Source organism: Dactylosporangium sp. CA-233914, from assembly GCF_050942935.1.
In the GTDB taxonomy this organism is placed as follows: domain Bacteria; phylum Actinomycetota; class Actinomycetes; order Mycobacteriales; family Micromonosporaceae; genus Dactylosporangium.
The window spans coordinates 5,029,947-5,056,119 of record NZ_CP192030.1 but is presented as its reverse complement, the minus strand read 5'-3'; the positions used below and the strand labels follow the sequence as shown (position 1 = coordinate 5,056,119).

Below are 26,173 nucleotides of genomic sequence, written 5' to 3'. Positions count from 1 at the left end.
TTCTGTCTTGCGCCGCGCCGCTGGCAGGAGGTCGCTCAGAAGCGGAACTGCGACACGAGCTGCTGCAGGTGGGCCGCCGTTCGGGCCAGTTCCTGGCTGGCGGACTGGGTCTCGGTGATGCTGGCCGCGGCCGCCTGGGAGGCCTCGGCGACGCCGTTGATGTTGTCGGCGATCTCGTTGGTGCCGGTCGCGGCCTGGGTGACGTTCCGGCTCATCTCGCCCGTCGTGGCGGTCTGCTCCTCCACGGCGGCCGCGATGGTCGACTGGTACTGGTTGACCCGCTCGATGACCTCCGCGATGCCGGTGATGGACACCCTGGCGGCCTGCGCGTCCGTCTGGATCGCGGCGACGCGGGCCGAGATGTCCTCGGTCGCCTTCGCCGTCTCCTGGGCCAGGTCCTTGACCTCGCTGGCCACGACCGCGAAGCCCTTGCCGGCGTCGCCGGCCCGGGCCGCCTCGATGGTGGCGTTCAAGGCCAGCAGGTTGGTCTGCTCCGCGATCGAGGTGATCAGGTTCAGCACGTTGCCGATCTCCGTCGAGGAGGAGCCCAGCTTTCCCACGGTCTCGTTGGCGTTGCGGGCGTCGCGCACGGCCTGCCCGGCGACCGCGGCGGCCTCGGCGGCGCTCTGCGCGATCTCCTTGATGGAGGCGGCCATCTGCTCGGCGCCGGTCACCACGCTCTGCACGTTGCTGGACACGTGCGTCGCCGACGCGGCCACCACGCCCGCCTGGGCGCTGGTCTCCTCGGCCGTCGCGGCGATCTGGTCGCTGGTGACCGACAGCTCCTCCGAGGACGCGGCAACGCTGCCCGCCGTCTCGGCGACCGCCGCGATCGTCTGCCGGGTGCGGGCGGTCGCGGCGTCGAGGGCCTTCGCCATCTGCCCCACCTCGTCGCCCGAGTCCACCTCGGCCAGCCGGGTCAGGTCGCCCGCCGCCACCGCCGACAGCACCTCGTTCACCCGCCGCAGCGGCCTGGTGATCATGCGGGTGACCCACCAGGCCAGCAGCAGCGCGAGCATGATGCCGGCGCCCAGCACGACGTACAGGACCGTCCGGCCCTGCTGGTAGGTGGAGCGGGCGGCGGCGACGGTGCCCTCGGCCTGGCTCGCCTCCGCCTTGGTCGCGGCGTCGAGCTCGGCCTGGGCCTTCGTGGACAGCGGCGACGTCACCTCCGCGCTGGCCTTGACGAAGGCGGCGAAGTCGTTCGCCCGCGCCGCCGGCAGCAGCTGGTTGTTCAGGGCGTCGCGGTACTGTCGCCACAGGTCGATGAACCGCCGAACGGCCGCCTGGTCGGCCGCGTACGGCAAATACGCCTGGATGTTCGTGTCCACCGCGGCGTCGGCGGTGCGCATCCGCTGCTCGGCCGCGTCGACCGCCGCCCGGTCGGAGGTGAGCGCCACGTCGCGGACGGCGATGCGCACCGCGTTGGCCTGCACCCGGGCCTCGGCCAGGCGCATCGACGGGAGGAGGTTCTGCTCGTTGATCTCCTGCCCGCGCTGGTACGTGCGTGACAGCGCGATGGTGGCGACGACGCCGCCGGCCACCGCGGCGACGACGACGGCCGCGACGGCCGTGTAAACCTTCGTGCCGACCCTGCGGTCGGCGAACCACCGGACCGGCCCAGCGGAACTTGCCATGGACGTACCCTTCGCACGAGTGCCGGGGACGTCACGCTCGCCGCGGGGGCCGCCATAACGCCTGTGCACAAAGCGGTCCCCGCCGGTCGGCGCCGGCGATGAACCGCGACATCAGAGAACCCCTTGCCCCGGGGTCACTGATCATGACGATACGACGACGGGTGCCCCGGCGAGGTCGATTCACGCAAGCCCGATCCGTGACCCCGGGGCGTCGCTGCACGTGACAGGATCGATCACGATGACCCGGCCTTCAGCGAGCGGCCTGGCGGTACTGCGCCGGCCACAGGTCCTTCTCAAGCTCGCCGAGCTCGTGCTTCGCCCGAAGGGGCCAGTGCGGGTCGCGCATCAGCTCACGCCCCAGAAGGACCACGTCAGCAGACCCTTCAGCGACGATCTCCTCGGCCTGCTTCGGGTCGGTGATGACGCCTACCGCACCCGATGGAATGCCGGCCTCGGTGCGGACCCGGCGGGCGAACGGCGCTTGGTAGCCGGGGGCGGCCGGGATCGTGGTCAGCACATTGCCGCCGGAGGAAGTGTCGATGAGGTCGGCTCCCTCCGCGTGGAGGATGATGCTCAGAGCGACCGTATCGTCAACGGTCCAGCCGCCTTCGACCCAGTCAGTGGCAGACAGCCGGACGACGAGCGGCAGGCCGGCGTCGATGCGGCTACGTATCTCGCGAACGATCTCCAGCAGCAGTCGGATGCGGTTGTCGAAGGAGCCGCCGTACTCGTCGTCACGGTGGTTCGAAAGCGGCGAGAGGAACTCGTGGATCAGGTAGCCGTGCGCTGCGTGCACCTCGGGCACGGCGAACCCGGCGGCGACGGCACGTGCTGCGGCGTTCCCGAAGTCGGTCACGACCTTTCGGATGCCCGTGCGGTCGAGCGCCTGGACGTCCTCATGCAGGCCGGGGAACGACTCGCCCGACGCGCTGACCGGTCGCCACCCACCGTTGGATTCCGGGACGACGCCCTGCTCGGCGCCGAAAGGCGAGTACGTCGACGCCTTGCGTCCGGCGTGTGCGAGCTGGATGCCGGCCACAGCACCCTGGCTGTGGATGAAGTCGACGACCTTCGCCCAGGCGGCCTGCTGCTCGTCGTTCCACATGCCGGTGTCCTCGGGGGTGATTCGACCCTCGGGCGAGACGGCAGTTGCCTCGGCGATCACCACTCCGGCTCCGCCTCGCGCGAACGATCCGAGGTGGACGAGGTGCCAGTCGTTCGGGAGACCGTCGATGGCGGAGTACTGACACATCGGCGCCACCCAGACCCGGTTGCGGACGGTGACGTCTCGGAGCGTGATCGGCGTGAAGAGCTTGCTCACGGGCTGCATCTTTCTGGAGGGGACCCCGTCAGCAAGGACGGGTAGTTCAGGTGGCCAGTCCGTCGTTGAGCGAGACGAACTGGCCCTGGCGTCCGAGAAGCCACACCGTCGCGCCATGGTCAAAGACTTCATCGACTACCATGGACACCGGACCAGGGAACAACACCTGGACTACACGTCGAGCACGAGGCGTGGTGTGAGGGATCGACCGACGCAGATCATCATGGTGCGGCCGCCGGCCTTGTCGGCGTCGCTGAGGATCGTATCGCGATGGTCGGGGGTGCCATCCAGGACGTCGACCTCGCAGCTTCCGCAGTAGCCTTCCTCGCAGGAGTAGAGGACTCCGGGTGCGACCTCCTTGACGACTTCGAGCAAGGTGCGGTCGGCAGGAACCTCGACGGTGATCCGCGAACGGCGCAGTTCGACGGTGAACGGGCGTTCGTCGGCCACCGGCGTCGGTGCGGTCTTGGCGGCTTCTGCCGGGGGCGCGCCGAATCGTTCGATGTGGAGGGCATCGGAGCGCAGCGTTGCGCGGCATTCGCGTTCGACCGCGCGCAGCAGCCCCTCTGGCCCGCAGCAGTAGACCGCGGTGTCGCGGTCGGCGCTGGTGATGGTGGCGTGCAGGTCGGGCAGACCATCGGTGTCCTGGGGTACGACGACGACGCGGCGGCTGTCCAACCGCTCGGCTTCCTCCAGGAAGGCCATGCTGCTGCGACTGCGCCCCCCGTAGACCAGGGTCCACTCGGCGCCCTGGCGCTGTGCGTGCCGGACCATCGGCAGGATGGGCGTGATGCCGATGCCGCCGGCGATGAACAGGTAACTGCCGGACGGCATGAGGGCGAAGTGATTGCGTGGTCCAGCGACGGTCATGGTCGTGCCGGCGCGGGCGTGGTTGTGGATGTGAACCGATCCGCCGCGGCCGCGTGTCTCCTTCAGCACGGCGACCCGGTACCGGTACGGATCATCTGGATCGCCGAGCAGCGAATACTGGCGCACCACACCGGTAGGGAGTACCAGGTCAATGTGTGCGCCCGGTGTCCAGGCGGAGAGTTTCCCGCCGGCCGGATCGACGAACTCCAGGCTCAGGACGTCGTCTGCCTCCCAGGTGGTCTGCCGGATGAGTAGTTCGCGGGGTGCGGTGGTGGATCGTTGCGATCCGAGACTCGACATAGTGCTACTCCGGTGGGGCCCGATCCTCTCCGGTGCCGCCCGGGCGTCCCGGGCGGCGGAGGGCGGTTCGTTGTCTGCGGTAGCGAGTGATCCGGCACAGGTCCGAGTCAGCTGAACTGAAGGACGACCTTGCCGACCTTTCCGGATTGGGACAGGCGATCGAAGGCCGCGGTGACGTCCTCGGCGGCGAATACCTGGTCGATCGGAATGGTGAGTCGCCCGCTGGCGGCCAGTGGCAGGGCCGTCTTGGCGACCTCGGCGACGAGGAGTGCCTTCTCGGCGGCCGATCGGCCACGCAGGACGGTTCCGTGCAAGCCGGCACGCCGGGCCATGAGCAGACCGAGCGGCACGTTCGGGTCGGCCCCCGCGGCGGTGCTGACCACGACGATCTGGCCTCGGACCGCGAGCATGGCAAGATCTGCGGCGACGTAGGAGCCCCCGACAAGTTCGACGACCGCGTCCGCTCCCCCGTGCTGTGCGACCAGGTCGGCGGCCTCGGAGTCCGTCACGGCGGTGATACCCAGTTCGGTGACCTTGGCGAGTGCTTCGGCCGAGCGGCCGATTCCGATGACGGTGGCTCCTGACGCGGCGGCGAGTTGGGCCGCCGCCAGACCGACGCCGCCGTTGATGCCGCGGATGACGGTGACCCGTCCCGCGGCGCTGCCGACACGGTGAAGGGCATCGTACGCGGTGATGAGCGCCTCGGGCAGCGCCGCGAGTTCGGCATCCTTGAGCTGCTCGGGCGCCGGGAGCAGGTGGTCCTCGTGAGCGATCACCCGGTCGGCGAGGCCGCCACCGCTCACGATGCCGCAGACACGGTCGCCGACGCTCCAGCGGCGTACGCGGGAGCCGACGGCGATCACCTCGCCGGCGGTCTCCAGGCCCGGCACGTCCTGCGGCGCGTCCGGTGGCACGGGGTAGCCACCGTTGCGTTGCAAGACGTCAGCGGGGTTGACACCGGCGTAACTGGCCGAAACGAGTACCTCGTGGTCGCCGGGCACGGGGTCGGGACGGTTCTGAAGTTCGACGACTTCGTTACCGCCTGCTCCGCTGAAAACGACTGCCTTCATTGGTGTGCCTATCCGTTCTGTGAAGAGTCGATGACGTTGTCGGGCCGACTGTCAGCCGAGGGTTCAGGAGATCCAGACGTTGGTGAGGTCGGGATAGTCGCCCGGACCGGCGGGGGCGCCGTGCACCTTCGCGGCCGTCACGCGGACCTGGTTCTTGAAGTACGAGATGCCCAATGGGACGTCGTCGTTGAGGATTGTTGCGATCTTGGTGCCGATGCCGGCGCGTTTGTCCTGGTCGAGTTCGGCGTCGAAGGTCTTCACCAGTTCGTCGAGGGTGGGATTGGCGTAGTGCGCGGAGTTGGACGTGCTGCTGGTGAGCACGGTGGCCTCGATGATCTGGGATGCCGATCCGCGGGACCCCCAGTTGGTGATGGCCAGGGGGGAGTTCAACCAGGGTGAGTTGGATCCGGAGGCGAAGTAGGCATCCGGGGTCAGGATGTTCAGGGTGATGTCGAATCCAGCGTCCTTGGCCATTTGTTTGATCAAGGTGGCGTGGTCGACACACTCGAACAGTCTCGCGGTGGTCAGTTCGACGCTCAGCCCGTTGGGATGGCCGGCGGCGGCGAGGAGCGTCTTGGCCTGCTCGATGTCCCGCTTGCGCTGAACGATCGTCTTGGCGACAGGCTCCGAGACCGGGAAGATCGGCGCGAAGAGGTGGTCGTTCGCGACGGTTCCCTTCCCGTTCATCAACGTCGAGATGAGGGCGCCGCGGTCCAGGCTGAGCGCGAGGGCCTGCCGGATCCGTTTGTCGGCGAGCGGGCCGGAGTCGGTACGCATCTGCATGCTCTGGAAGGACGAGGATCCGGCTGGTAGCTGGACGATGCTGCTGTTGCCCTTGATCGCGCGCAGCGCCGAGGGCTCGACCGAGGGGATCAGGTCGATGGAGCCGCTTTGCAGGGCGAGGATCTGGGCGTTGGGATCAGCGAAGTAGCTGATGTTGAGGGCATCAACGTACGGCCGGCCCGGCTGCCAGTAGTTCGGGTTCTTCACCAGCGACGCTCGCACCTGCGGGGTGTAGCTCTTGAACATGTACGGCCCGGTCCCGACCGGTTTGCTGGTGAACTCCCCCGGGGTGTATCCCTTCGGCAGGATCACGGTGTTGTACCCGAACGCGGAGACCAGATACGGAAAGTCGGCGTACGGGCGGTCGAGGTGGAAGGTCACCGTATGGTCGTCGACCTTCTCGGTGTTGCCTTTGGACAGGACCCCGCCGAGGCTCTGCGAGGCTGCGGAGTTCGTGGCCGGATCGGTGATCAGGTCGAAGGTGGCGACGACGTCGGCAGCGGTCATGGGCTGTCCATTGTGGAACTTCACGCCCTCCCGCAGCGTGAACGTCCACGTCTTGGCGTCCTGCGCCTTCCAACTCGTCGCCAGCCGGGGACGAAGGGTCAGGTCAGCGTCGGGGAAGCACAGGTACTCCCCGACCATCATGACGGTGTCGACCGCGCCGACATCGATCATGAAGACCGGGTCCACCTGGGAGCTCGGCGTAACCAGTCCGACGTTGAGCGTTCCGCCGGCCTTCGGTGGGCCGCCGGCGGCAGTGCCGCCGTCGGACGGCGCCGATTCCGAGGAGTTCCCGCAGGCGGCGAGCACCGCGCCGATCGTGGGAATCGACAGACCCGCGACGCTGGCGCGAATCAGGAAGCTTCGGCGGCTGAGCCGGCCGGCCAGCATCTCGTCGCCGAGGTGCTTTTCGTAGTCGTTCAGTCTCATGGGGTTACTCCATTGACATTCAGCGATAAGGAGTCGGCTGCGACACCCGCGGTATCGCCCGGCGTGGCGAACGGTGCGGTGTCGGTGAGCTGTTCAGGGCTGAGGTGGCACTTGTACTGCTTGCCGCTGGGAGTGCCTTGCCAGGGCGGGACGGTCGACGAACAGCGCCCGTCAGGCAGTGCGACGGGGCATCGGGTGTGAAACACGCAGCCTGTCGGCTTGTTCGCCATGCTGGGGGTTGATCCCGCCAGCCGGATTCGCTGGTTGCGGACGGGGGCGCCGATGCTCGTGGCAGCGGACAGCAGGGCCGCGGTGTAGGGGTGGTGCGGGCCGTCGAACACGGCGGCGGTGTGGCCGATCTCGAGGATCTCGCCGAGATACATGACGGCGATCGTGTCGGCGAGGTATCGCACCACGCTGAGGTCATGCGAAATGAACAGATACGCGGCACCGGCGTCGCGTTGCTGCTCGGCCAGCAGATTCAGGATGGCAGCCTGGACGGACACATCCAAGGCGGACACCGGCTCGTCACAGACGATCAACGGTGGGCTGCCGGCGGAGGCCCGCCCGATCGCGAGTCGCTGCTGCAGCCCTCCGGACAGCATCCGGGTCTTGAGCGGCAGGTGCTGCGGCCGTAGCCGGACCTTCTCAGCCAGGGCGGCGGATCCGTCCGGATCGGCGCCGGCCATCTTCAGCGCCCGGCGCAGGACCGCCGAGACGGTCTTTGTCGGGTTGAGCGAGGTGGCCGGGTTCTGGAACACCAGCGTGATGCGCTTGCCTGCGAGGCGTCGCAGCCGGCGGCGTTTCTTGTGACTGCGCGGCAGCACCGTGCCGTCCAGGATCAGTTCGCCGCTGTCGACGGTCTCCAGACCGGCCAGACACTTGGCCAGCGTCGACTTGCCGCTACCGGATTCGCCGACGATCGCGAAGACTTCGCCGCGATGGATCGTGAAGGAGACGTCACTGACCGCCTGGACGTCACCGACCGGCGAACGGTAGGACTTGTGCACTGAACGTACCTGCAGCAGCGGCTCGCTGTCGATCGTGTCAGTGATCGTGATCTCGTCGAACTGGTCGTCCGCACTCGTGGCCGGCAGCGGCGCGACACAGCGGGCCAGGTGGCCCGGCCCGACGGGCCGCAGTGCGATCGTTGCGGTGGCGCACTCGGGCAGCGCGGCGTCGCAGCTGTCGCGGAATGCGCAGCCCGCCCCGCCGGGGGCAGGCGCAGCCCCGGCGATGGATTCCACCGGTCTGACAAGTTTGCGGTGGGCGAGGCTCGGCACGGCGCGCAGCAGGCCGGCAGCATACCGGTGAGCCGGCGTGGCGAGCACCGTGGCGGCGGGTCCTTGTTCCACGATGCGGCCGGCGTACATGACCGCAACGCTGTCGCACATGTGCTTGACGACGCTCAGGTTGTGACTGACCAGCAGCAGGGCGGTTCCCTGCCGGGAGCACAGATCGTCGATGAGTTCCAGCACCGACGCCTCGACCGTGGCGTCCAGCCCGGTCGTGGGCTCGTCGAGGATGAGCAGGGCGGGATCCGAGGCCAGGGCCATCGCGATCATCACGCGTTGCTGCTGTCCGCCGGACAGTTGGTGGGGATATCGGTGCGCCAGTTCGGCGGGGCTGGGGATCTCGACCCGCTCGAGTGCCTGGATCGCTTCGCGCTGGGCCTCGCCGCGAGTCTTGCCCATGTGCTGCCAGAAGACCTCGGCGACCTGCCGGCCGATGGTCATGGTCGGGTTGAGCGCGCTTCCCGGATCCTGATAGACCGCAGCCAGGTGGCGGCCGCGCAGTTCACGCAGCTCGCGTTTGTCGGCGGCAAGGACGTCGCGGCCGCCGACGCGCACTGACCCGGACAGGATCTCGGCGTTGCGCGGCAGGTATCGCAGGGTCGCCATGGCAACGGTTGTCTTGCCACTGCCTGACTCGCCCACCAGGCCGACCTTTTCGCCCGCGCCGATGCGCAGGCTGACATCCTCGAGTGCCAGGCGCAGACGGCCGCGGCTGCGGTAGCCCAGGGTCAGGCCCTCGATCTCCAGCGCGGCCGGCTGGTTGGCCGGCTCCGATGGGGTAATCGTGTCGGTCACCGGTCGATCATCTCCTTCAGGCCGTCAGCGAAAAGGTTGATCGCGACGACGAGGCTGGCCAGCGCGATCGCGGGGGCGAGGCTGACCCACGGGGCCACTTCGAGATAGGGCCGGCCGAGCGAGATGGACAGGCCCCAGTCGGGTGAGGGTTCCTGGACCCCAAGGGACAGGAATGACAGGCCGGCGCCGACGAAGATCGCGTAGCCGACGCGGACGGTCGCTTCGACGGCGATCGGGGCCAGGATGTTGCGAAGGATCTCCCGGACCATGATGTAGCCGTTCGAGGAACCCTGCAGCCATGCGGCGGCGACATACTCGCGGTGCCGCTCGATCAGTACGGCCGACCGGACGGTCCGAGCGACGTGCGGGGTGAACAACACCCCGATGGTGAGGACCACGTTCAGGGTGGACGGGCCCAGCAACGACAGCAGGGACATCGCGATCAGGATCACCGGAAAGACGAGAACGGAGTCCAGGACACGCATCACCGCCTGGTCCCACCAGCCGCCGAAGTAGCCCGTGGACAGTCCGAGGATCGTGCCGAGGAACAGGCCGGTGATGGTGGCCAGAGGAGCGATGGTCAGGACGGTGACCGAGCCGGCGAGCATGCGGGTGAACACGTCACGGCCGAGGTTGTCCGTCCCGAGCCAGTGCTCGGCGGAGGGTGCCATCAGGATGGCATTGGTATCGGTGGTATCGGCGCCGTACGATGCGTACAGGTGCCACGTACAGGCAATGGCGATCCAGCCGAGCACAACCGCGCCACCGATCAGGAAGGCCGGTGAACGCCAACGGGCGTCCTGCCGCAACACGCCGAGCCCACGACGGAGGCGACTCGTCGGCGTCCCACCGGAGGCGGGAACGCCCATCGTCGAGGAGCTCATGAGGAACGCCCCAACGTGACGCGAGGGTTGAGCACCGCGATCAGGATGTCGCCGAGGAAGTTCGCGGCGAGTACTGCTGCGCCAACCATGAGCACGCTGGCCTCCAACACATTGACGTCGTGGAACTTTGCGGCCTGGTAGGCAAGGTTCCCGATACCGGGGTAGGAAAAGAGCGTCTCGACGATGACCAGGCCGCCGACGAGGTAGCCCACCTGGCCGGTGATGACCGTGATCACGGGAAGCAGCGAGTTACGCAAGACGTGACGGCGAATGACCGCGCTCAGCGGGAGGCCCTTCAAGACAGCCGTGCGTGTGTAGTGCTGATCGAGGACTTCGATCATGGACGCACGCATCATGCGGGCGATGTAGCCGAACAAGATGAGGCACAGCGGAATGACCGGCAGTGTGAACTGGCGCAGGATGTCGATCGGATCGCCCGACGGCACATGCGATTGCGTCGGGAACCAGCCCAGGTTGACGCCGAAGATCACCAGCAGGACGACCCCGCTGACGAACTCGGGGATAGCGAGCAGCGATACGCCGAGCAGCGAGATCACACGGTCGATCAGACGTTCACGATGCAGGGCGGCCAGTGTCCCAGCGGCCAGTGACAGCGGTACCACGACCACCAGGGCCGCCACTGCCAGCAGGAGTGAATTCGTGAGTCGCTCCAGGATCAGCGGACGGACCGCACCGCCGAGTTGCAGCGACTCTCCCCAGTCGCCCTGAAGGAAGTTTGTCAGCCAGGTCACGTATTGGCTCAGCGCGGGCCGGTCCGTGCCCAGTTGATGGTTGAGCTGCGCGACCTGCTCATCGGTGGCGTACTGCCCCAGGATGCTGCGCCCGACGTCGCCGGGCAGCAGTTGCAGCATGCTCAGCGTCGCCACGGAGATCGCGAACAACGTGATGATCGTGGTCAGGAGCCGCTTGACGGTGTACCGAACGAGCGGCCGGAAACGATGTGTGCGGCGCGTCGCCGACGCGTCGATCGAGTCGGTCGTCGTTCGCACGGGAAACGTGGCAGTCATGGTGTCCTCGGAGTGCCATCGTCAGAGTCGGGAAGGCGGGAATGGGAAGCGTCGGCGCGTCGCGCGCTCGCGAGTGGTCCGTAGGGGAAGTGGGTGCTGGCCAGCCAATCCGGGGCAGCGGCCGGCGTCGAGAAGATCTCCTCGAACTGCGCGCCGGACAGCCGCCACTCGCCCGCCTCGCGCCGGAACGAGTAGGTCATTCGTCCGGCGATGAACAGCGCCGTGAGACCCTCTGTGGTGCGGACTGTCGCGGTCTCCCAGCAGTACCATTTGCCTTCCGCGCGATCGCCGTCGACGCGGATCTGCTCGTTGGTCAGGAAGTGCAGCATCCTCGGCATGTAACGGCTGCGGGGGGTGCCGTCGTCCACTGCGGCACCGTTCTGGTCGCGGGGCCACATCGCGCTCAGACCCAGGCCGCTCCAACTCATGCCTTCCTGGGACCGGTAGCGCTCCAGCCCCGCGGGATCGGCCGGCGGCTGTTCCGGCCGATCCCAGGGTGGCGTGGTTCCGCTGTCCGAACCGGCATCGTTGCGCCACTGATAGTCGGCCACCAGCCGCCGAACCGCGGCCTCGGCCTCCAAGTGCTGGATGCGCGACTCGAGGGCCAACAGCCGTGCGCTCAGGCCGCCGGAATCAACTGTGGTGGGCAACGAGGCGGTCATCTGCGTTCAGCCTCGCGCCAGTTCCCGCATGGAGGTGTCGGGGTCACCGGTGAAGGCGGAGAACTTCAGGTCGCGGTAGAGCTTGCCGTCGTCCAGTCCTGGAGGCGTCCCCGTCCCACCGTCGTGGGCACGAACCAGGTCAAGCAGATAGCGGCGGACCTGAACCAGGACCGTGTCGCCGGACGTGAGGTGTTCCTTGGTGCGATCCACGACCGGGCCCATGCTGTGCTGGACGGCCAGGTCCTGCTGCAGGATGCCCTGGATGCCGGAGAAGCTGGAGCCGTCGGCCATGCGGGCGCGGTCCTGGGTGAAGCCGTTGCCGTTCCAGGAGTTCGCCCGATAGTTGTTGTCGGGGTTCACGTCTCCGTAGCCGCGGGTCGTGTCGATGTAGTCCCGGAATTCCTGACTGATCGGGCCGTCCTCGGACCAACTGACTGACCACACGAAGTGGTTGTTGTCGTTGCTGGGCACCCAGGCGTGCATCAGTCCGCCGGTGATGTCCATCAGGTTGCTCTCGAACAAGGTGAAGAACGGCGGGATGAACGGGTGGATCCAGAACGTCGCCTCGTCCCCGCTCTTGTGCAGATACCGGAACACCGACTGCACACCCCAGCCGGTGGTGACGGCTGCCGCCTTGGGGCGCTTGTCGAAGATGTACTCGTTGGCCCTGTTCTTGGCCTGCTGCTGAGCTTCCGCTTCGTCGGCCGTGTAGTGCAGGTAAGGGCCGTGGGCGGCGTCCAGGTCGCCCTCGAGACCCTGCAGCCAGTTGCACTCCTGGAAGGCGTGGGTGGGGTAGACGTTCTCGACCGGCACGACGTTGAAGGCCCACATCGGGAACGGAGGCTCACTGTCCGCGGGGCCCATGTAGGCCCACAGGATTCCGCCGGCTTCGCGCGTCGGGTAGGCGGTGTGCCTCACCTTGCTCGCAAGGCTGACTTCAGGCGGTTCCGGCGGGGTCTCCAGGATCGTCCCGTCCGGTCCGATCTTCCAGGCGTGGTAGATGCAGCGCAGGCCGCACTCCTCGTTGCGGGCCAGCGCCAGCGAGGCGAGCCGGTGCGGGCAGAACTCCCCCAGCAGGCCCGTGGCACCGGCCGGATCGCGGTAGGCGACGAGTCGCTCGCTGAGGATCTCGATCGGCACCGGCGCACCGCCGGCCTGCAGCCGCTCGGACAGCGTGATCGGGATCCAGTAGCGCCGCATCAGCTCACCCATCGGCGTGCCCGGTCCGGTTTGGGTCAACAGCGCATTGTCTTCTGCACTCAGCACGGGACTAGCTCCTTTCCTGCGTATCAGACGTTGTTGTCGAGAGCAGCGACGAGTACGCCGCCCAGGCATCGCTCGGGACCAGATGCCGGTCGAGGCCGCTGGCGAGCGACACCGCGATGCTCGTGTAGGGATTGACGATCTGGCAGAGTTTGATCTCGAGCAGCAGCGAGACGATCAGGAACGCGTTGGCCTTGTCGACGTCGCGCACCGCGGAGACCCGGGACAGCAGGGTCGGCAACACCCCGGCAAGCGCCGACTCCACGCTGTCGCCGATTCCGATCAGCCAGGCCCGGTCGCCGCTCATCACGACCGGATGCGTCAGCTCCCAGTCCTTGAGCGCGGTGGCCCGCAGATCGACACGCGCGGGCACTTCCACGCCGGTGCCGCAGATCTCCCCGTCGCCCATCGCGGCGTGCACGTCGCCGGCGAAGACTCCCGCGCCGTGCGTGCCGGCCCGCACCCAGAGCATCGCGCCGGACTGCAGCATCGGGACGTCCAGGTTGCCACCGTAGCTGCCGAGACTGCGGGCCGGTGCCGGCGACTCGGGCAGGACGCCCAGCGTGCCGGTGTGGACCTGTCGCGGCGCGCTGACCGCTGGGGATCCCAGGGAGGTGACGTGACGGTCGTCGACGGTGTAGCGCTGTACGGCGAATCGACCGTCGCTGCCGAAGCCCAGCCCCGGGCGGGACCACACGTGACCGTGCGCCTCGGGCCGGATGGCGTCGATGAACACCCCGACCGCGTCACCGGCCGCGACACCCTCCACCGCCACTGGACCGGTGACCGGGAACAGGCGCTCCGGCCGGATCTGCCCGGGATCGATCCCCGGGCGGATCTGGTTCCCGGAGGCGTCCAGTGTCACCAGGGTGAAGCGCTCGCCCGCGGCGACGACCTCCACCGGCTTCGCCCCGGGCGCCACCTCATAGAGTCGCGTGCGGGGAAGCTCGCCATCGACGACAGTTACTGGCTCACTCACGGTCATCAGGCGCCCCGTCGCTTGGTTCCATTGGTCAACACGGCAACGAGCTTGGTCGCCGCCGCCTGCATCGCCTCGGCACGAACACGATGATCACGCTCGGTCCAACTGCGCGTGGTGTTCGCTATCGAGGCCGCACCCAGCACCGAGCCCGTTGCATCGACAATGGGCACGGCCACCGCGGACACACCGATGTCGACCTCGTCGATGCTCAGTACGTAGCCGTCAGCCAGGGCCTTCCTCCGAAGCTTCCGAAGCGCCACAGCGGACACGTGAGACTTGGCCGTTCGCGGCCGCAAGTCCCCTGCGACGTAGGACTCGAACTGCTCGTCGCTCAACTGCGCGAGCACCGCCCTCGCCGACGCACCGATGTGCAGCGGCAGCCGGCGACCGACGTCGCAGTAGAACACCAGGCTCGCCCCCGCGGTGATCTTGTCCACGATGAAAATCTCGTGGCCGTCGGTCTGGGCGATCGTGACGGTCTCGCCGAACCGCATCGCCACCGGGCGAAAGACAGGGCGCGCGACCTCCGGCAGGTTGAGCATGCTCATCCGGCGGGTGCCGAGTTCGGCGATCTTCAGCGTCGCGACGAACCCGGTGCGGAATCCCGCGGGCCGCACAAACCCTGTCTCGATCAGCGTGCTCATGATCCGAAATGCGGTCGGCTTCGAGACCGACAGCTCGCTCGCCAGCCGCTCAAGCGAGACGACATCTTCAGAGGCGCACACGATCTCCAGCGCTCGCAGTACCTTGACTGCGGAGGAGACCACTGCGCGCGGGGGTTCCGTCATTCCGAGACCACAGCTTCCCGTTCCTGATTCAACGGTCGACTTTCACGTTATGAAACTCGATTTTCACGGATGTGCCGGAGAGTTCACCTCACCGACAAGGATGTGTCAAGACCCCGTGCTCGCTCGTGGCCGGCCGAAGAGCGTTGTGAACGCGGGCGCACACGAAACCGCCTGCCGAAAAAGGGATTCCCGTACGGGAAGGGCCGCGATCCGGGCGAGCGGCGAGGATTGATCGCCGCCGGTTATCAATCCTCGGACTTTCCGTCCTTGTCTTGCTCCGATTCGAACCTAGGGTGGCAACAGGGCCGACCGGGCGAGCGACATCACCGCTGGCCGGGCGCGGCACGGAGAGGATCGAACCTGTGGAGCTGCGGCAGTTACGCTACTTCGCGACCGTTGCCGAGACCTGCCACTTCGGCCGGGCGGCCGAGCGGCTGCACCTCGCGCAGCCCGCGTTGTCGCATGCGATCCGCCAACTTGAGTCCGACCTCGGCACGGCATTGTTCAACCGCACGACTCGCCACGTCGCACTGACCCCGGCCGGGGAGTTCCTGTACGAGCAGTCGCGCACGATTCTGGCTGCCGTCGACACAGCGGTGGCAGGCGTGCGGCGGGTAGCGACCGGGCTCGGCGGCCTCCTGCGGCTCGGGCTGGTCGGCACCGCCGCCACCTCGCACCTACCGCGGATGGTCCGCGTCATCAAGCGCGAACTGCCCGACGTGGCCGTGGAGATCCATGCGGACATGCTGACGCCGGCACAGTGCGACCGGCTACGCGAAGGCACATTGGATCTCGGCCTGCTTCGCCCGCCGGCCACCGGTGAGGGAATCGCCATCCGGACCATCGACACCGAGCCGCTGATCCTGGCCGTCCCGCGCGATCACCACCTGGCCGCGCAGCCACGTATCAAGCTGGTGGACCTACGCACCGAGCCGTTCGTGCTCTACGGCAACCGTGATTCGGCGGTCAACGACGCGGTCCTGCAGTCGTGCCGCGCCGCCGGATTCGTGCCGCACCGCGAACACGAGGCACCGAGCACATCGGTTCTGCTCGCCTTGGTCGCAGCGGGCCTGGGCATCGGGCTCGTCCCGGAGGCGGCGCGTTCGCTCGCCCTGGACGGCGTAGTGCACCGAGAAGTGATCGATGCCGGGCACATCGAACTCGCGCTGGCCTGGGCCGAGGACTCGGAGCCGCCGGTTGCCGCAGCGGTGCGCGACGTGCTGCTGAGCCAGCTGGACACCGACCAGCTCGCCGCATCTCTGCCCGCCGGCGGTGCGGCATGAAGATCACCGCAGTCGAAGCGATTCCCTTCGCGATCCCGTACGTCAAGCCGCTGCGCTTCGCCAGCGGCGAGGTGCACACCGCCGCGCACGTGCTCGTACGGATCCACACCGATGACGGCATTGTCGGGGTCGCGGAGGCACCGCCCCGGCCGTTCACCTACGGCGAGACGCAGGCGGGCATCATCGCGGTGATCGGGCAGATCTTCGCTCCGCAACTGGTCGGACTCACCTTGCTCGAGCGTGAGGTCGTCGCGGCCCGCCTGGCGCGCACGGTTGGCAACCCGACCGCCAAGGCCGCCGTCGACATGGCGATCTGGGACGCGCTGGGCCGCAGCCTGGATCTGCCGGTCGGCGACCTGCTCGGCGGCTACACCGACCGGATGCGGGTCAGCCATATGCTTGGCTTCGACGATCCCGCAGCGATGGTCGCCGAGGCCGAGCGCATCCGGGATGCCTACGGAATCACCACCTTCAAGGTGAAGGTCGGGCGGCGGCCGATCGGGCTGGACGTTGCCGTGGTCCGCGCGTTGCGCGAGGGACTGGGCGAGGGCATCGAGCTCTACATCGACGGCAACCGCGGTTGGACGCCCGCGGAAGCCGCCGATGCGATGCGGCAGATGGCCGACCTCGGGCTACTGTTCGCCGAGGAGCTCTGCCCGGCCGACGACGTGCTCGGCCGCCGCTGGCTCGTCCGGCAGCTGGACGTGCCGTTCATCGCAGACGAGTCGGCGGTCACGCCGGCGGACGTCACCCGCGAGATCCTCGGTGGTTCGGCCACCGCACTGAGCATCAAGACCGCCCGCACCGGCTTCACCGGCTCGCAGCGCGTGCACCACCTGGCCGAGGGCCTCGGCCTGGAAGTGGTGATCGGCAACCAGATCGACGGCCAGCTCGGCACCGCATGCTCGGTCGCCTTCGGTGCCGCGTATCCCCTCACCTCCCGCCGAGCGGGGGAACTGTCCAACTTTCTGGACATGCGCGACGACCTGCTCACCGAACCCCTGCAGATCGTCGGTGGCGAACTGCAGGTCCGTCCCGGCGCCGGGCTCGGCGTCGAGATCGACGCGGACAAGCTGGCGCACTACCGGCAAGACCGCTAGACCCAAACCCATCACCCCAGGGAGAACATCATGAGCATCACCGACGATGCACCCGCCGCGACCGCTGCCGCCTCCGGCGCCTCGGCCACAGCCCGCTTCCACGCCGACAAGTCACCCTACGACGCCGTCCGCGACACCCCGAAGGAGCGGGTCTCCCTGCTCGCACGGGAGGTGCTCGAGGCCATTCACGACACGATCCGCAAGCACCACGTCACCTACGACGAGTACAACGCCTTGAAGGCGTGGATGATTGACGTCGGCGAGACCGGCGAGTGGCCGCTGTTCCTGGACGTGTGGGTCGAACACGTCGTCGAGGAGGTCGCCAACGCGAGCCGGGTCGGCAGCAAGGGCACCATCGAGGGCCCGTACTACGTGCCGGACGCCCCGGAACAGGGCGCCGACGGCACCCTGCCCATGCGCGACGGCGAACCCGGCACACAGCTGTTGTGGTCCGGCACGGTCTCCTCCACCGACGGCACGCCACTGGCGGACGCGAAGGTCGAACTGTGGCAGGCGGACGCCGACGGCTTCTACTCCCAGTTCGCTCCCGGCCTGCCTGAGTGGAACCTGCGTGGGACATTCACGGCCGGTCAGGACGGTGCGTTCCGGATCCGCACGATCCAGCCCGCGCCCTACCAGATTCCCACCGACGGCGCCTGCGGCCGGCTCATCGCCGCGGCCGGCTGGCACGCCTGGCGGCCTGCCCACCTGCATGTGAAGGTGTCCGCGCCGGGGCACCAACTGCTCACCGCGCAGCTGTACTTCCCCGGCGACCCGCACAACGACGACGACATCGCCACCGCGGTCAAGCCCGAACTGATGCTCAACCCGCAGCCGCAGCCCGACGGCTCGGCCGCCGTGGAGTACGGCTTCGTGTTGGACCCCGCCTGATGTTGTATCTGGCACATATGGTGGTGCAGCTGCCGCACGATCTCGACCCGGACTTCCGGGCCGAGATCGTGCAGCGGGAGAAGGACTACTCACAGGACCTGCAGCGCCGCGGCGTCTGGCGGCACCTGTGGCGTGTGGTCGGCGAATACGCGAACTACTCCGTTCTGGACGTCGAATCCAACGACGAGCTGCACAAGGTCCTTTCCGGATTGCCGTTGCTTCCGTATCTGAAGATCACGGTGATCCCGCTGGCCACGCACCCGTCCGACATCGCAGCCGGAGCGTAGGGGCCGATGGCGGTGCCCACGATCTCCGGCGCCGAGCTCGGAGGCTCTTCCCGGCTGCCGGCACTCGTCGTCGGGCCATCGCTCGGCACCTCGACGGCCACGCTCTGGGGCGCGGTCGCGGACCGCCTGACCGACCGGTTCCACGTCGTCGGCTGGGACCTGCCCGGACACGGCAGCCCAGTCGGCGAGGCGTTCGACATGGCCGAACTCGCCGCCGGTGTGCTGACCTTCGTCGAGGACTCCCTCGGCGTCGGGAGGGAATTCGCCTATGCCGGCGACTCCGTCGGCGGGTGCGTAGGGCTGCAGCTGATGCTCGAGCACCCGGCACGGGTCCGTTCAGCGGTACTGCTGTGCACCGGCGCGAGGATCGGCGACGCCGACGGCTGGACCCAGCGCGCCGCGCTCGTCCGTCACGACGGAACCGCTGCCGTGGTGCGGGGATCGGCGGATCGGTGGTTCGCCCCCGGCTTCCGCGACCGCGAACCGGTTGTCGCCGACCGGCTGCTGCACGAGCTCGCAACCTTCGACGCCCGCGGATACGCGCAGGTCTGCCTGGCGCTGGCGGCCTTCGACGTGACCGAGCGCCTCCCGGAGATCAGCGTGCCCGTCCGCACCGTCGCCGGTGGACACGACGTAGCAACCCCGCCGGCGTCGCTGCGCCAGATCGCCGAGCGAGTCCAGCACGGCCACGCGGTCGTCCTCGACGACGTCGCGCACCTTGCCCCGGCCGAGGCACCCGACCGGGTCGCCGACCTGATCGCCCAGCACCTCAGCATCCGGCACCCACCCAGAGGAGAACCATGACCGCGGCATTCCTGTACGCGGCCGCCCGCACGCCCTTCGGCCGGTTCAACGGCGCGCTGTCCGGCGTACGCCCGGACGACCTTGCCGCACAGGCGCTCACCGGCCTGCTGGCCAAGGCACCCGCGCTCGACACCGACGAGATCGGGGAGGTTGTGTGGGGCTGCGCGAACCAGGCCGGCGAGGACAACCGCAACGTCGGCCGGATGGCGGTGCTGCTCGCGGGCCTGCCGGTCGGCCTGCCGGCGACCACGGTCAACCGGCTGTGCGGGTCCAGCCTGGACGCCGCGATGATCGCCTCCCGCACGATCGACACCGGTGATGCCGACGTGGTAGTCGCCGGCGGGGTCGAGTCCATGACCCGCGCCCCGTGGGTACTGCCCAAACCTGAGCTCCCCTACCCCGCGGGAAACGTCACCGCAGTGTCGACCACGCTCGGCTGGCGGCTGGTCAACCCGGGCATGCCCGCCGAATGGACCGTCTCGCTGGGCGAAGCCAACGACGCGATCGCGATCGGGCACCCACTGGGTGCCTCCGGCGGACGCGTCCTCGCCACCCTCGCCGCCGTCCTGCGGGAGAAGCGGGCCCGCTGGGGCGTCGCCGCGATCTGCATCGGCGTCGGCCAGGCCCTCGCCGTCGTCCTCGAGAACGTGAGCAGCTGATGGCCGCGACGATTTGCTCCACCGCTGACGACGCGGTGGCCGGCATCGCCGACGGCTCCACGGTGCTGGTCGGCGGATTCGGCCTGGCCGGCATGCCGTTCGACCTCATCGAGGCACTGATCCGGCAGGGTGCAACCGACCTCACCATCGTGTCGAACAACGCCGGCAACGGGGAGGTCGGACTCGCCGCGCTGCTCAAGGCCGGGCGGGTGCGCAAGGTGATCTGCTCGTTCCCCCGCCAGGCCGACTCGTACGTCTTCGACGCCCTCTACCGCAGTGGTGAGGTGGAACTCGAAGTCGTCCCGCAGGGCACACTCGCCGAACGCATCCGCGCCGCCGGCGCGGGCATCGGCGCCTTCTACTGCCCGACCGGCGTGGGAACGGCATTGGCCACCGGCAAGGAGGTCCGCGAGATCGACGGACGGACGTACCTGCTGGAGTACCCGATCAAGGGCGACGTCGCGCTGATCGCGGCTCATCACTGCGACGAGCTGGGCAACCTCGTCTACCGCAAGACCGCACGGAACTTCGGGCCGGTCATGGCCACCGCCGCGACGACGGTGATCGCCCAGGTCACCGCGATCGTCCCGACCGGTGCACTCGATCCGGAAGCTGTCGTCACACCCAGCATCTACATCGACCGTGTCGTCCGCGCCGACGCACGGCGGCTCATGGTCGAAGGGCACCGCTGATGAGTACGGCCACCACCGCCATCGAATACCTCAACCGTGGCCCGCTGAGCGCCGACGAACTCGCCGCACGCATCGCCCGCGACATTCCCAGGGGCGCATACGTGAACCTGGGCATCGGCCAGCCCACCCGCATCGCCGACTATCTCGACCCCGGCTCCGGCATCATCCTGCACACCGAGAACGGCATGCTCGGCATGGGCTCAGCCGCCGTCGGCGACCAGATCGACACCGACCTCACCAACGCCGGCAAGGTCCCCGTCACCGAACTCCCGGGCGCCGCGTACTTCCACCACGCCGACAGCTTCGCCATGATGCGCGGCGGCCACCTGGACGTGTGCGTCCTCGGCGCCTTCCAAGTCTCCGCGACCGGCGATCTCGCCAACTGGCACACCGGAGCCGCCGACAGCATCCCCGCGGTCGGTGGCGCGATGGACCTTGCCATCGGAGCCAAGCAGGTCTTCGTGATGATGTCCCTGTTCACCAAGGACGGGACGCCCAAGCTGGTCGCGTCCTGCAGTTATCCGCTCACCGGCGTCGAGTGCGTCAGCCGCGTGTACACCGACCACGGCGTCTTCGACCTCGACGCCCACGGCGCTCGAGTCCTGGAGACGTACGGCATCACGCTCGTCGACTTGCAGGAACGCCTGGACGTCACACTTCGCCAACCGTGAGCCCAGCGCGTTCCTCGCGAGTGTGACAGGCGGGATCGTCAGGCCGCCACGAGCGGGCGTCGGACCTCGGGGCGTGCCGCGGTGCTGCGGCGCACGACGAGGCTCGGCCGGATGGCCGCCTCCGACGCCGAATGGGCCAGGGTGTCCGGGAAGCCGGCTTCGATGCGCTGCAGCAGGGCGGCGAAACAGCGTTGGCCGACGGCGTCGAAGTCCTGGCGGACGGTGGTCAGCGGCGGGGTGAGGAACTCCGCTTCGGGGATGTCGTCGAAGCCGACGACGCTGACATCGTCGGGCACGCGGATGTTCCGCTCGGTGAAGGCGCGTATGAGGCCGAGCGCCATCTGGTCGTTGCCGGCGAAGACCGCGGTGACGTCGTCCCGATCGGCCAGCCGCAGTCCGGCTTGGTAGCCGGACTGCGCGCTCCAGTCCCCGGTGACCGGTGGCGGCGGGGCGATGCCGGCCTGCTGCAGCGTGCGGCGCCAGCCGTCGGCTCGGGCCCGGGCGTCCAGCGCCTCCTCCGGTCCGGCGACGTGCCAGACCGACGAGTGCCCGAGCCGGAGCAGATGCACGACCGCCAGCCGGGCGCCGCCGGCCTGATCCGTGCAGACGGCCGGCACCTGGCTGTCGCCGTCCGGCTCGACGGCGACGGCAGCCGTGCCGGAGGGCAGATGCTGCAGCGCCGCGGCGGCCGCCCGCTGCGCTGCGATGACGACCACGCCGGCGACGGACTGGCCGGCCAGCGCGCCCACGGCCGACAGCACGCCGTGGTAGTCCACGCGTTCCAGTGCTGTGGTGATCATGCCGTAGCCGGCCGCGCGGGCGGCGCGCTCGATGCCGAACAGGGTCGCGAGCGACCCGTATCGCGGCGTATCGGGGCTGATCACGCCGATCATGCGGGAGCGTCCGCCGGCCAGCGTACGAGCCAGCGCGTTGGGCCGGTAGTCGAGCTGGCGGATCGCGGTCAGAACCCGCGCCCGGGTGGCCGAACTGACGGCTGGGTGTCCGTTGAGCACCCGTGAGACCGTCTGGTGCGATACGCCGGCCAACCGGGCAACGTCGGTGATCGCGGCCGCGCGACGTCGGGTCGTGGCTGTCATGGCGCCGGCTCGACAGCTACGCCTGAGCGCGCGCGTCGCCGGACAGCGGCTGCGCCCCCGGGCCGGCCTCGGCAAGGTCACCGACGGCGAAGGTGATGGCGGCCGGCGGGCAGCCTTCGGCGTGGACCGTGACCGTCACCGCGCCTTCGGTCCCGTCGGGGCGGAGCACGGCCAGCGCATGCCCCTGATACGTGGTGCAGGCGGCGGCGAGGAAGGACTCCTCGGTGACCGGCCTGGCCGTGCCCAGTCCCTGTAGCAGCGCCGGGCCGCTGACCTCGACCGTCACTGCCCGGTCGAGGTGCGGGTTGACCGTGCCGTGCTCGTCGACGAGCGCGATGTCCAGGAAGGCCAGGTCCTGGTGGTCGGGGCGGATCTGCTCCCGGTCGGTGCTGAGCCGGACCCGGACCGGGCTGTCTGCGGTCACCAGCCGGCAGCGCCCGATCTGCGCGCCGGCGCGGTAGCCGACCGCCTCGAGGGTGCCCGGCTCGTAGGGCAGGTCGGCGGTGGCCACGTAGGCCTTACCAGTGCCGACCGGCACCCGGGCCGCAGGAGTGCCGTTGAGCACGAACTCGACCTCGTCAGCGTCGGCGTAGGCCTCGACGGTCACCGTCGTGCCGGGCGGCACGTCCCAGGTCCAGCTGGCCACGGTGTCGGTCCAGGTCCAGGCCTGCGGCCGGGCCGGGTGCTCACGGTGCTCGGGACGCTGGACGGCGAGGTACGGCTCGGTACGCAACCCGTAGACGATCTCGCGGTAGTACGACACGGGCCGGCGCCGGCCGGTGATGTCGATGTCACCCGCGGAGGCGGTCAGCCAGGGGAACGGCGCTCCGAAGGCCACCTCCTCGCCCGGATAGACGACGCGCCCGAGCCCGGCCTCCCCCAGATAGTCCCAACCGGTCCAGGTGAAGTCGCCGATGACGTGCGGGTGCTGCGTGACGAGCTGCCAGTACCGCTCGATCAGGCTCGGAAACGTTTCGGAGCCGACGACCACCCGGTTGGGGAACTGCTCCCGGTCGATCAGGTACCGGGATTCGCCGTAGTTGAGTCCCACGACGTCCAGCAGCGCGGCGGACTCCGCGATGCGCTCACCGACGACGGGCGATGCGATGACCGCGGGCATGACCTCGGTGAGCTGCCCCAGGATGGAGTTGAACCCGCCGTCGGCGGCGGCACCCGGGCCCGCGCCGTCCGTACCCGCGTCACCGCTTTGATCCTGGGTCAGGATCTGGGACAGGTCGCCGTCGAGGGCCATCATGCCGTTGATCGCGTTGGTCACGAGCCGGGTCGGGTCCTGGGCCCGCACCCGCTCGGCGAGCCGTCGTCCCCAGCGTGCCCCGTGCGGCGTACCGATCTCGAGGATCTCGTTGCCGATCGAGTACATGATCACGCTCGGGTGGTTGAAGTCCTTCGCGACCAGCGCGTCGACGTCCCGCTCCCACCACTCGGGGAAGTGGCGTGCGTAGTCGTCGTCGGTCTTCTTGCGAGTCCACATGTCGAACGTCTCGTCCATGACGAGCATGCCGAGCCGGTCGCAGGCCTCGAGCATGGCGGTGCTCAGCGGGTTGTGGGCCGACCGGATGGCGTTGAAACCGGCGGCCTTGAGCAGCTGGACCCGGCGCTCTTCGGCGCGGGCGATGCCGGCCGCACCGATCACGCCGTTGTCGTGGTGGACGCACGCCCCGCGCAGCTTGACCGGGCGGCCGTTGATGCGAAGGCCTCGGACGGGATCGGCCGACACGGTACGGATCCCGAAGGTGGTGCCCGCCTCGTCCACCTGCCCCTCGGCGCCGGTCAGCCGCACGGTGGCGGTGTAGAGGTTCGGGTTGTCCACGTCCCAGAGGAGGGGGTCGTGGATGTAGGCCCGCTGCCGCACGGTGACCTGCTCACCGGCCAGCACCGTGGCCCTGGCGTGGTCGGTGGCCACAATGTCACCGCGGCTGTCACGCACCTCGAGCACCACTGCGACCGTACGGGTGCCGATGCCCTCGTTGCGGATCTGGGTGCTCACCGCGGCTACAGCGAGCTCGGCGTCGACCTCGGGAGTCGTCACGCGCAGGCCGGTGGGCGTGATGTGCACCAGCTCACCGATCAGCAGGTGGACCGGGCGGTAGATGCCGGCACCGGTGTACCAGCGCGAGTCGCGGTGGGACCGGGCCTCGACCTTGATCGTGTTGGTCTGCCCGTACAACAGATACGGGTCGGCCTGGACGTGGAACGTCGAGTATCCGTTGGCCCATTGCCCGGCGAACGCGCCGTTGATGTAGACCATCGCATCGCGGTACACGCCCTCGAACTCGAAGGTCACCCGCTTGGTGGCCCACGCCTCGGGCACCTCGAAGTCCTTCTCGTACTGCCAGGACCCGGCCCGGTGGTAGCCCGTGTGCATGCCCTCGGACCCCTCCGCCGACCTGCCCCCGGTGAGCATGGCGTCGTGGGGCAAGGTCACCACCTCGGCGGCGTTTCCGGGGGCGAACGCCTCGAACGTGGACTTCCAGGGCGAGAACCGCCACGCGGCGCCGAACGATTGCCGGATCACTGATCGAACTCCTTGGCTCAGCCGCGCGTATTCGACGCGCGGGAGGAAGAGAGGGTTAACGGACGCCTTTGATGAAGCGCACCGAGACGGCGCCCAGGACAGTGGTGACGATGAGCATCACGAACAGGAACGAATAGTTGCCGGTGGCACCGACGACGGCACCGCCGAGGGCGGGCGCGATGATCTGTGGGCCCGCATTGGCGATGTTCATGATCCCCAGGTCCTGCCCAGCGTTGTCGACACTTGGCAGCACCCGGGTGATCAGCGCCTGATCGACGGCGAGGTAGATGCCGAACGCCACACCCGTGATCGCGGTGGCCACCCAGACGCCCGTAAGCGTGGGCACGACCAGGTACACCACCCCGGCCGGCACGAACATCAACGTCGACAGCCCGACGAACAGCCGCAGCCGCCCGAGCCGGTCCGAGATGAAGCCGCCGACCGCGGCGAACACCAGGCTCAGGGTCGTGCTCAGCCCCGAGAGCGCCACCAGCGTCGTGGCAGCCTTGTCGATGTCCCCGATGCCGACGTAGTCCTTCAGGATGTACAGCTGGAAACTGGACACCGAGAAGGAGCCGAAGATGAGCAGGAAACGGCCCGCGAATGCCCACCAGTAGTCCGGATGCTGCCGCAGGCTCGGGATCCCACCGGCCGCCTTCCGCTCGGCCTTCGTCCGGCTGCCGCGGTCCGGTGCGGGCTGATCCTTCGTCGTCCACGCGAAGACCTGCGTGATCAGCAGGAACAGCCCGGCGACGAGCAGGTAGCCCCGGAAGACCTCGTGCGACAGCCCCGCGAGTGCCACCCCGACGAAACCGCCGAGGATCGAAGCGGCACCGACCAGCCCGGACATCGACCCGCGCAACCGTTCCGGCACCCGCTCCGGAAGCACGGCCGAGAGGCCGGCCTGCACGCCGTTCAGCGGCCACATCAGCACCGCCCAGGCGACGGCCAGCGCGAGCGTCGAGGTCAGCTGCGACATGGCGGCCACGCCCAGCGCACCGACGATCCCCGCGCCGAAGATCCACACATTGCGCCGGCCGAGGAACCGGACCCGCGTCCGGTCCGACAGCCTCCCCACGATCGGCTGCGACACCACGCTGGAGACGGCGGCCACGGTCAGCACCGTGCCGAGCGCGGCCGCAGCGGCGGTAGCTCCAGGCGCGATCACCGCGAGTTGCTTGCCGAGCAGCACCTGCATCACGCCGCCCCAGACCGCGGACATCGCCATCAGCGACAGCGGGTAGATCACCCACAGCCAGCGGCTCACGTGCTGCGGGCCTTCCGTGTCCACCACGCGGGCCTCGGCGACAGATGCGGCCGCGAGCGGCGAACCAGGCTCCGGCGCGACGCCGGTCAGCGGTAATGCACGGGGGTGTTGCTCCGAGGGGTTCAGAGCCGTCATCGGGGTCTCCTGATCGTTGCTTCAGGCGGGTCAGCGCAAAGGAGCAGGGCGCGTGAAGGCTGCGGCCGGGCAGGGGGGGGTGTTCCCGGCACGCATCTGCGCCGTGCGGCGAAGGAGCCCTTCGCCCCGGTCAGCAACTG

General features: G+C 68.8%; 23 protein-coding genes. 8 read left to right on the top strand and 15 right to left on the bottom strand.

Features of this window, described 5'->3' with window-relative positions; translation table 11 throughout:
- Positions 1–35: 35 nt before the first annotated feature.
- The 12 genes from ACQPY0_RS22530 to ACQPY0_RS22475 all read right to left on the bottom strand — a co-directional run bounded on the left by ACQPY0_RS22530 (position 36) and on the right by ACQPY0_RS22475 (position 14,611).
- Positions 36–1,637 carry a methyl-accepting chemotaxis protein gene (locus ACQPY0_RS22530; protein WP_432991942.1) on the bottom strand — a complete coding sequence of 534 codons (1,602 nt, stop codon included), beginning with the start codon at positions 1,635–1,637 and terminating at the stop codon, positions 36–38.
- Positions 1,638–1,887: 250 nt separating this feature from the next.
- Positions 1,888–2,958 (bottom strand): NADH:flavin oxidoreductase/NADH oxidase, encoded by a 1,071-nt coding sequence (locus tag ACQPY0_RS22525; protein WP_432991940.1) that lies wholly within the window; start codon positions 2,956–2,958, stop codon positions 1,888–1,890.
- A 171-nt stretch (positions 2,959–3,129) separates the two neighbouring features.
- Complete coding sequence (locus tag ACQPY0_RS22520) at positions 3,130–4,128, bottom strand: PDR/VanB family oxidoreductase (protein WP_432991938.1); 999 nt, start codon at positions 4,126–4,128, stop codon at positions 3,130–3,132.
- Between the two features lie 107 nt (positions 4,129–4,235).
- Positions 4,236–5,198, bottom strand: coding sequence for a zinc-binding dehydrogenase (locus tag ACQPY0_RS22515; protein ID WP_432991936.1), 963 nt, complete (start codon positions 5,196–5,198; stop codon positions 4,236–4,238).
- A 63-nt stretch (positions 5,199–5,261) separates the two neighbouring features.
- Positions 5,262–6,914 carry an ABC transporter substrate-binding protein gene (locus ACQPY0_RS22510; protein WP_432991934.1) on the bottom strand — a complete coding sequence of 551 codons (1,653 nt, stop codon included), beginning with the start codon at positions 6,912–6,914 and terminating at the stop codon, positions 5,262–5,264.
- A complete protein-coding gene (locus ACQPY0_RS22505; protein ID WP_432991932.1) occupies positions 6,911–9,004 on the bottom strand; it encodes a dipeptide ABC transporter ATP-binding protein in 2,094 nt (697 codons plus the stop codon). Before ACQPY0_RS22505 ends, ACQPY0_RS22510 begins: the two co-directional genes overlap by 4 nt.
- Positions 9,001–9,675, bottom strand: a complete 675-nt coding sequence (locus ACQPY0_RS22500; protein WP_432991930.1) for an ABC transporter permease — start codon at positions 9,673–9,675, stop codon at positions 9,001–9,003. Before ACQPY0_RS22500 ends, ACQPY0_RS22505 begins: the two co-directional genes overlap by 4 nt.
- Positions 9,676–9,884: 209 nt before the next feature.
- On the bottom strand, positions 9,885–10,898 hold the full coding sequence (locus ACQPY0_RS22495) for an ABC transporter permease (RefSeq protein WP_432991928.1): 1,014 nt from the start codon (positions 10,896–10,898) through the stop codon (positions 9,885–9,887).
- Positions 10,899–10,912: 14 nt separating this feature from the next.
- Complete coding sequence (locus tag ACQPY0_RS22490; RefSeq protein ID WP_432991926.1) at positions 10,913–11,578, bottom strand: nuclear transport factor 2 family protein; 666 nt, start codon at positions 11,576–11,578, stop codon at positions 10,913–10,915.
- Positions 11,579–11,584: 6 nt separating this feature from the next.
- Positions 11,585–12,844: a Rieske 2Fe-2S domain-containing protein gene (locus ACQPY0_RS22485; RefSeq protein ID WP_432991924.1), complete on the bottom strand. Its 1,260-nt coding sequence runs from the start codon at positions 12,842–12,844 to the stop codon at positions 11,585–11,587.
- Positions 12,845–12,848: 4 nt separating this feature from the next.
- The gene (locus ACQPY0_RS22480) at positions 12,849–13,826 is read right to left on the bottom strand and encodes an acetamidase/formamidase family protein (RefSeq protein WP_432991922.1); all 978 of its coding nucleotides are present in this window, start codon (positions 13,824–13,826) and stop codon (positions 12,849–12,851) included.
- Positions 13,826–14,611 carry an IclR family transcriptional regulator gene (locus ACQPY0_RS22475; protein ID WP_432991920.1) on the bottom strand — a complete coding sequence of 262 codons (786 nt, stop codon included), beginning with the start codon at positions 14,609–14,611 and terminating at the stop codon, positions 13,826–13,828. Before ACQPY0_RS22475 ends, ACQPY0_RS22480 begins: the two co-directional genes overlap by 1 nt.
- A gap of 362 nt (positions 14,612–14,973) precedes the next feature.
- On the opposite strand from ACQPY0_RS22475, the gene ACQPY0_RS22470 reads away from it, so the two are divergent.
- From ACQPY0_RS22470 to ACQPY0_RS22435, 8 genes are read left to right on the top strand one after another with little or no spacing between them, the layout of a single operon-like run.
- Entirely contained in the window at positions 14,974–15,894 is a 921-nt protein-coding gene (locus ACQPY0_RS22470; protein ID WP_432991918.1) for a LysR family transcriptional regulator, read from the top strand.
- Positions 15,891–16,994, top strand: a complete 1,104-nt coding sequence (locus tag ACQPY0_RS22465; RefSeq protein ID WP_432991916.1) for a mandelate racemase/muconate lactonizing enzyme family protein — start codon at positions 15,891–15,893, stop codon at positions 16,992–16,994. Before ACQPY0_RS22470 ends, ACQPY0_RS22465 begins: the two co-directional genes overlap by 4 nt.
- 30 nt (positions 16,995–17,024) lie before the next feature.
- A complete protein-coding gene (gene catA, locus ACQPY0_RS22460) occupies positions 17,025–17,885 on the top strand; it encodes a catechol 1,2-dioxygenase (protein ID WP_432991914.1) in 861 nt (286 codons plus the stop codon).
- Between the two features lie 17 nt (positions 17,886–17,902).
- Positions 17,903–18,172 carry a muconolactone Delta-isomerase family protein gene (locus ACQPY0_RS22455; RefSeq protein WP_432991912.1) on the top strand — a complete coding sequence of 90 codons (270 nt, stop codon included), beginning with the start codon at positions 17,903–17,905 and terminating at the stop codon, positions 18,170–18,172.
- Positions 18,173–18,178: 6 nt separating this feature from the next.
- The gene (locus ACQPY0_RS22450; RefSeq protein ID WP_432991910.1) at positions 18,179–18,976 is read left to right on the top strand and encodes an alpha/beta fold hydrolase; all 798 of its coding nucleotides are present in this window, start codon (positions 18,179–18,181) and stop codon (positions 18,974–18,976) included.
- Positions 18,973–19,635 carry a beta-ketoacyl synthase N-terminal-like domain-containing protein gene (locus ACQPY0_RS22445; RefSeq protein WP_432991908.1) on the top strand — a complete coding sequence of 221 codons (663 nt, stop codon included), beginning with the start codon at positions 18,973–18,975 and terminating at the stop codon, positions 19,633–19,635. Before ACQPY0_RS22450 ends, ACQPY0_RS22445 begins: the two co-directional genes overlap by 4 nt.
- A complete protein-coding gene (locus ACQPY0_RS22440) occupies positions 19,635–20,327 on the top strand; it encodes a 3-oxoacid CoA-transferase subunit A (protein ID WP_432991906.1) in 693 nt (230 codons plus the stop codon). Before ACQPY0_RS22445 ends, ACQPY0_RS22440 begins: the two co-directional genes overlap by 1 nt.
- Entirely contained in the window at positions 20,327–20,998 is a 672-nt protein-coding gene (locus ACQPY0_RS22435) for a 3-oxoacid CoA-transferase subunit B (protein ID WP_432991904.1), read from the top strand. Before ACQPY0_RS22440 ends, ACQPY0_RS22435 begins: the two co-directional genes overlap by 1 nt.
- 38 nt (positions 20,999–21,036) lie before the next feature.
- Here the strand turns inward: ACQPY0_RS22435 and ACQPY0_RS22430 are convergent, their stop codons facing one another.
- Genes ACQPY0_RS22430 through ACQPY0_RS22420 form a run of 3 tightly spaced genes read right to left on the bottom strand, consistent with a single transcriptional unit; the run spans position 21,037 to position 26,033 of the window.
- On the bottom strand, positions 21,037–22,095 hold the full coding sequence (locus tag ACQPY0_RS22430; protein WP_432991902.1) for a LacI family DNA-binding transcriptional regulator: 1,059 nt from the start codon (positions 22,093–22,095) through the stop codon (positions 21,037–21,039).
- Positions 22,096–22,111: 16 nt separating this feature from the next.
- Entirely contained in the window at positions 22,112–24,631 is a 2,520-nt protein-coding gene (locus tag ACQPY0_RS22425; RefSeq protein ID WP_432991900.1) for a glycoside hydrolase family 2 TIM barrel-domain containing protein, read from the bottom strand.
- Positions 24,632–24,686: 55 nt separating this feature from the next.
- Positions 24,687–26,033: an MFS transporter gene (locus ACQPY0_RS22420; RefSeq protein ID WP_432991898.1), complete on the bottom strand. Its 1,347-nt coding sequence runs from the start codon at positions 26,031–26,033 to the stop codon at positions 24,687–24,689.
- Positions 26,034–26,173: the final 140 nt, after the last annotated feature.

Coding starts and splice junctions, on each gene's coding strand:
- ACQPY0_RS22530 (WP_432991942.1), bottom strand. CDS start 1,637: ATGGCAAGTTCCGCTGGGCCGGTCCGGTGGTTCGCCGACCGCAGGGTC.
- ACQPY0_RS22520 (WP_432991938.1), bottom strand. CDS start 4,128: ATGTCGAGTCTCGGATCGCAACGATCCACCACCGCACCCCGCGAACTA.
- ACQPY0_RS22515 (WP_432991936.1), bottom strand. CDS start 5,198: ATGAAGGCAGTCGTTTTCAGCGGAGCAGGCGGTAACGAAGTCGTCGAA.
- ACQPY0_RS22510 (WP_432991934.1), bottom strand. CDS start 6,914: ATGAGACTGAACGACTACGAAAAGCACCTCGGCGACGAGATGCTGGCC.
- ACQPY0_RS22500 (WP_432991930.1), bottom strand. CDS start 9,675: ATGGCACCCTCCGCCGAGCACTGGCTCGGGACGGACAACCTCGGCCGT.
- ACQPY0_RS22490 (WP_432991926.1), bottom strand. CDS start 11,578: ATGACCGCCTCGTTGCCCACCACAGTTGATTCCGGCGGCCTGAGCGCA.
- ACQPY0_RS22480 (WP_432991922.1), bottom strand. CDS start 13,826: ATGACCGTGAGTGAGCCAGTAACTGTCGTCGATGGCGAGCTTCCCCGC.
- ACQPY0_RS22475 (WP_432991920.1), bottom strand. CDS start 14,611: ATGACGGAACCCCCGCGCGCAGTGGTCTCCTCCGCAGTCAAGGTACTG.
- ACQPY0_RS22465 (WP_432991916.1), top strand. CDS start 15,891: ATGAAGATCACCGCAGTCGAAGCGATTCCCTTCGCGATCCCGTACGTC.
- catA (WP_432991914.1), top strand. CDS start 17,025: ATGAGCATCACCGACGATGCACCCGCCGCGACCGCTGCCGCCTCCGGC.
- ACQPY0_RS22455 (WP_432991912.1), top strand. CDS start 17,903: ATGGTGGTGCAGCTGCCGCACGATCTCGACCCGGACTTCCGGGCCGAG.
- ACQPY0_RS22450 (WP_432991910.1), top strand. CDS start 18,179: ATGGCGGTGCCCACGATCTCCGGCGCCGAGCTCGGAGGCTCTTCCCGG.
- ACQPY0_RS22445 (WP_432991908.1), top strand. CDS start 18,973: ATGACCGCGGCATTCCTGTACGCGGCCGCCCGCACGCCCTTCGGCCGG.
- ACQPY0_RS22440 (WP_432991906.1), top strand. CDS start 19,635: ATGGCCGCGACGATTTGCTCCACCGCTGACGACGCGGTGGCCGGCATC.
- ACQPY0_RS22435 (WP_432991904.1), top strand. CDS start 20,327: ATGAGTACGGCCACCACCGCCATCGAATACCTCAACCGTGGCCCGCTG.
- ACQPY0_RS22430 (WP_432991902.1), bottom strand. CDS start 22,095: ATGACAGCCACGACCCGACGTCGCGCGGCCGCGATCACCGACGTTGCC.
- ACQPY0_RS22420 (WP_432991898.1), bottom strand. CDS start 26,033: ATGACGGCTCTGAACCCCTCGGAGCAACACCCCCGTGCATTACCGCTG.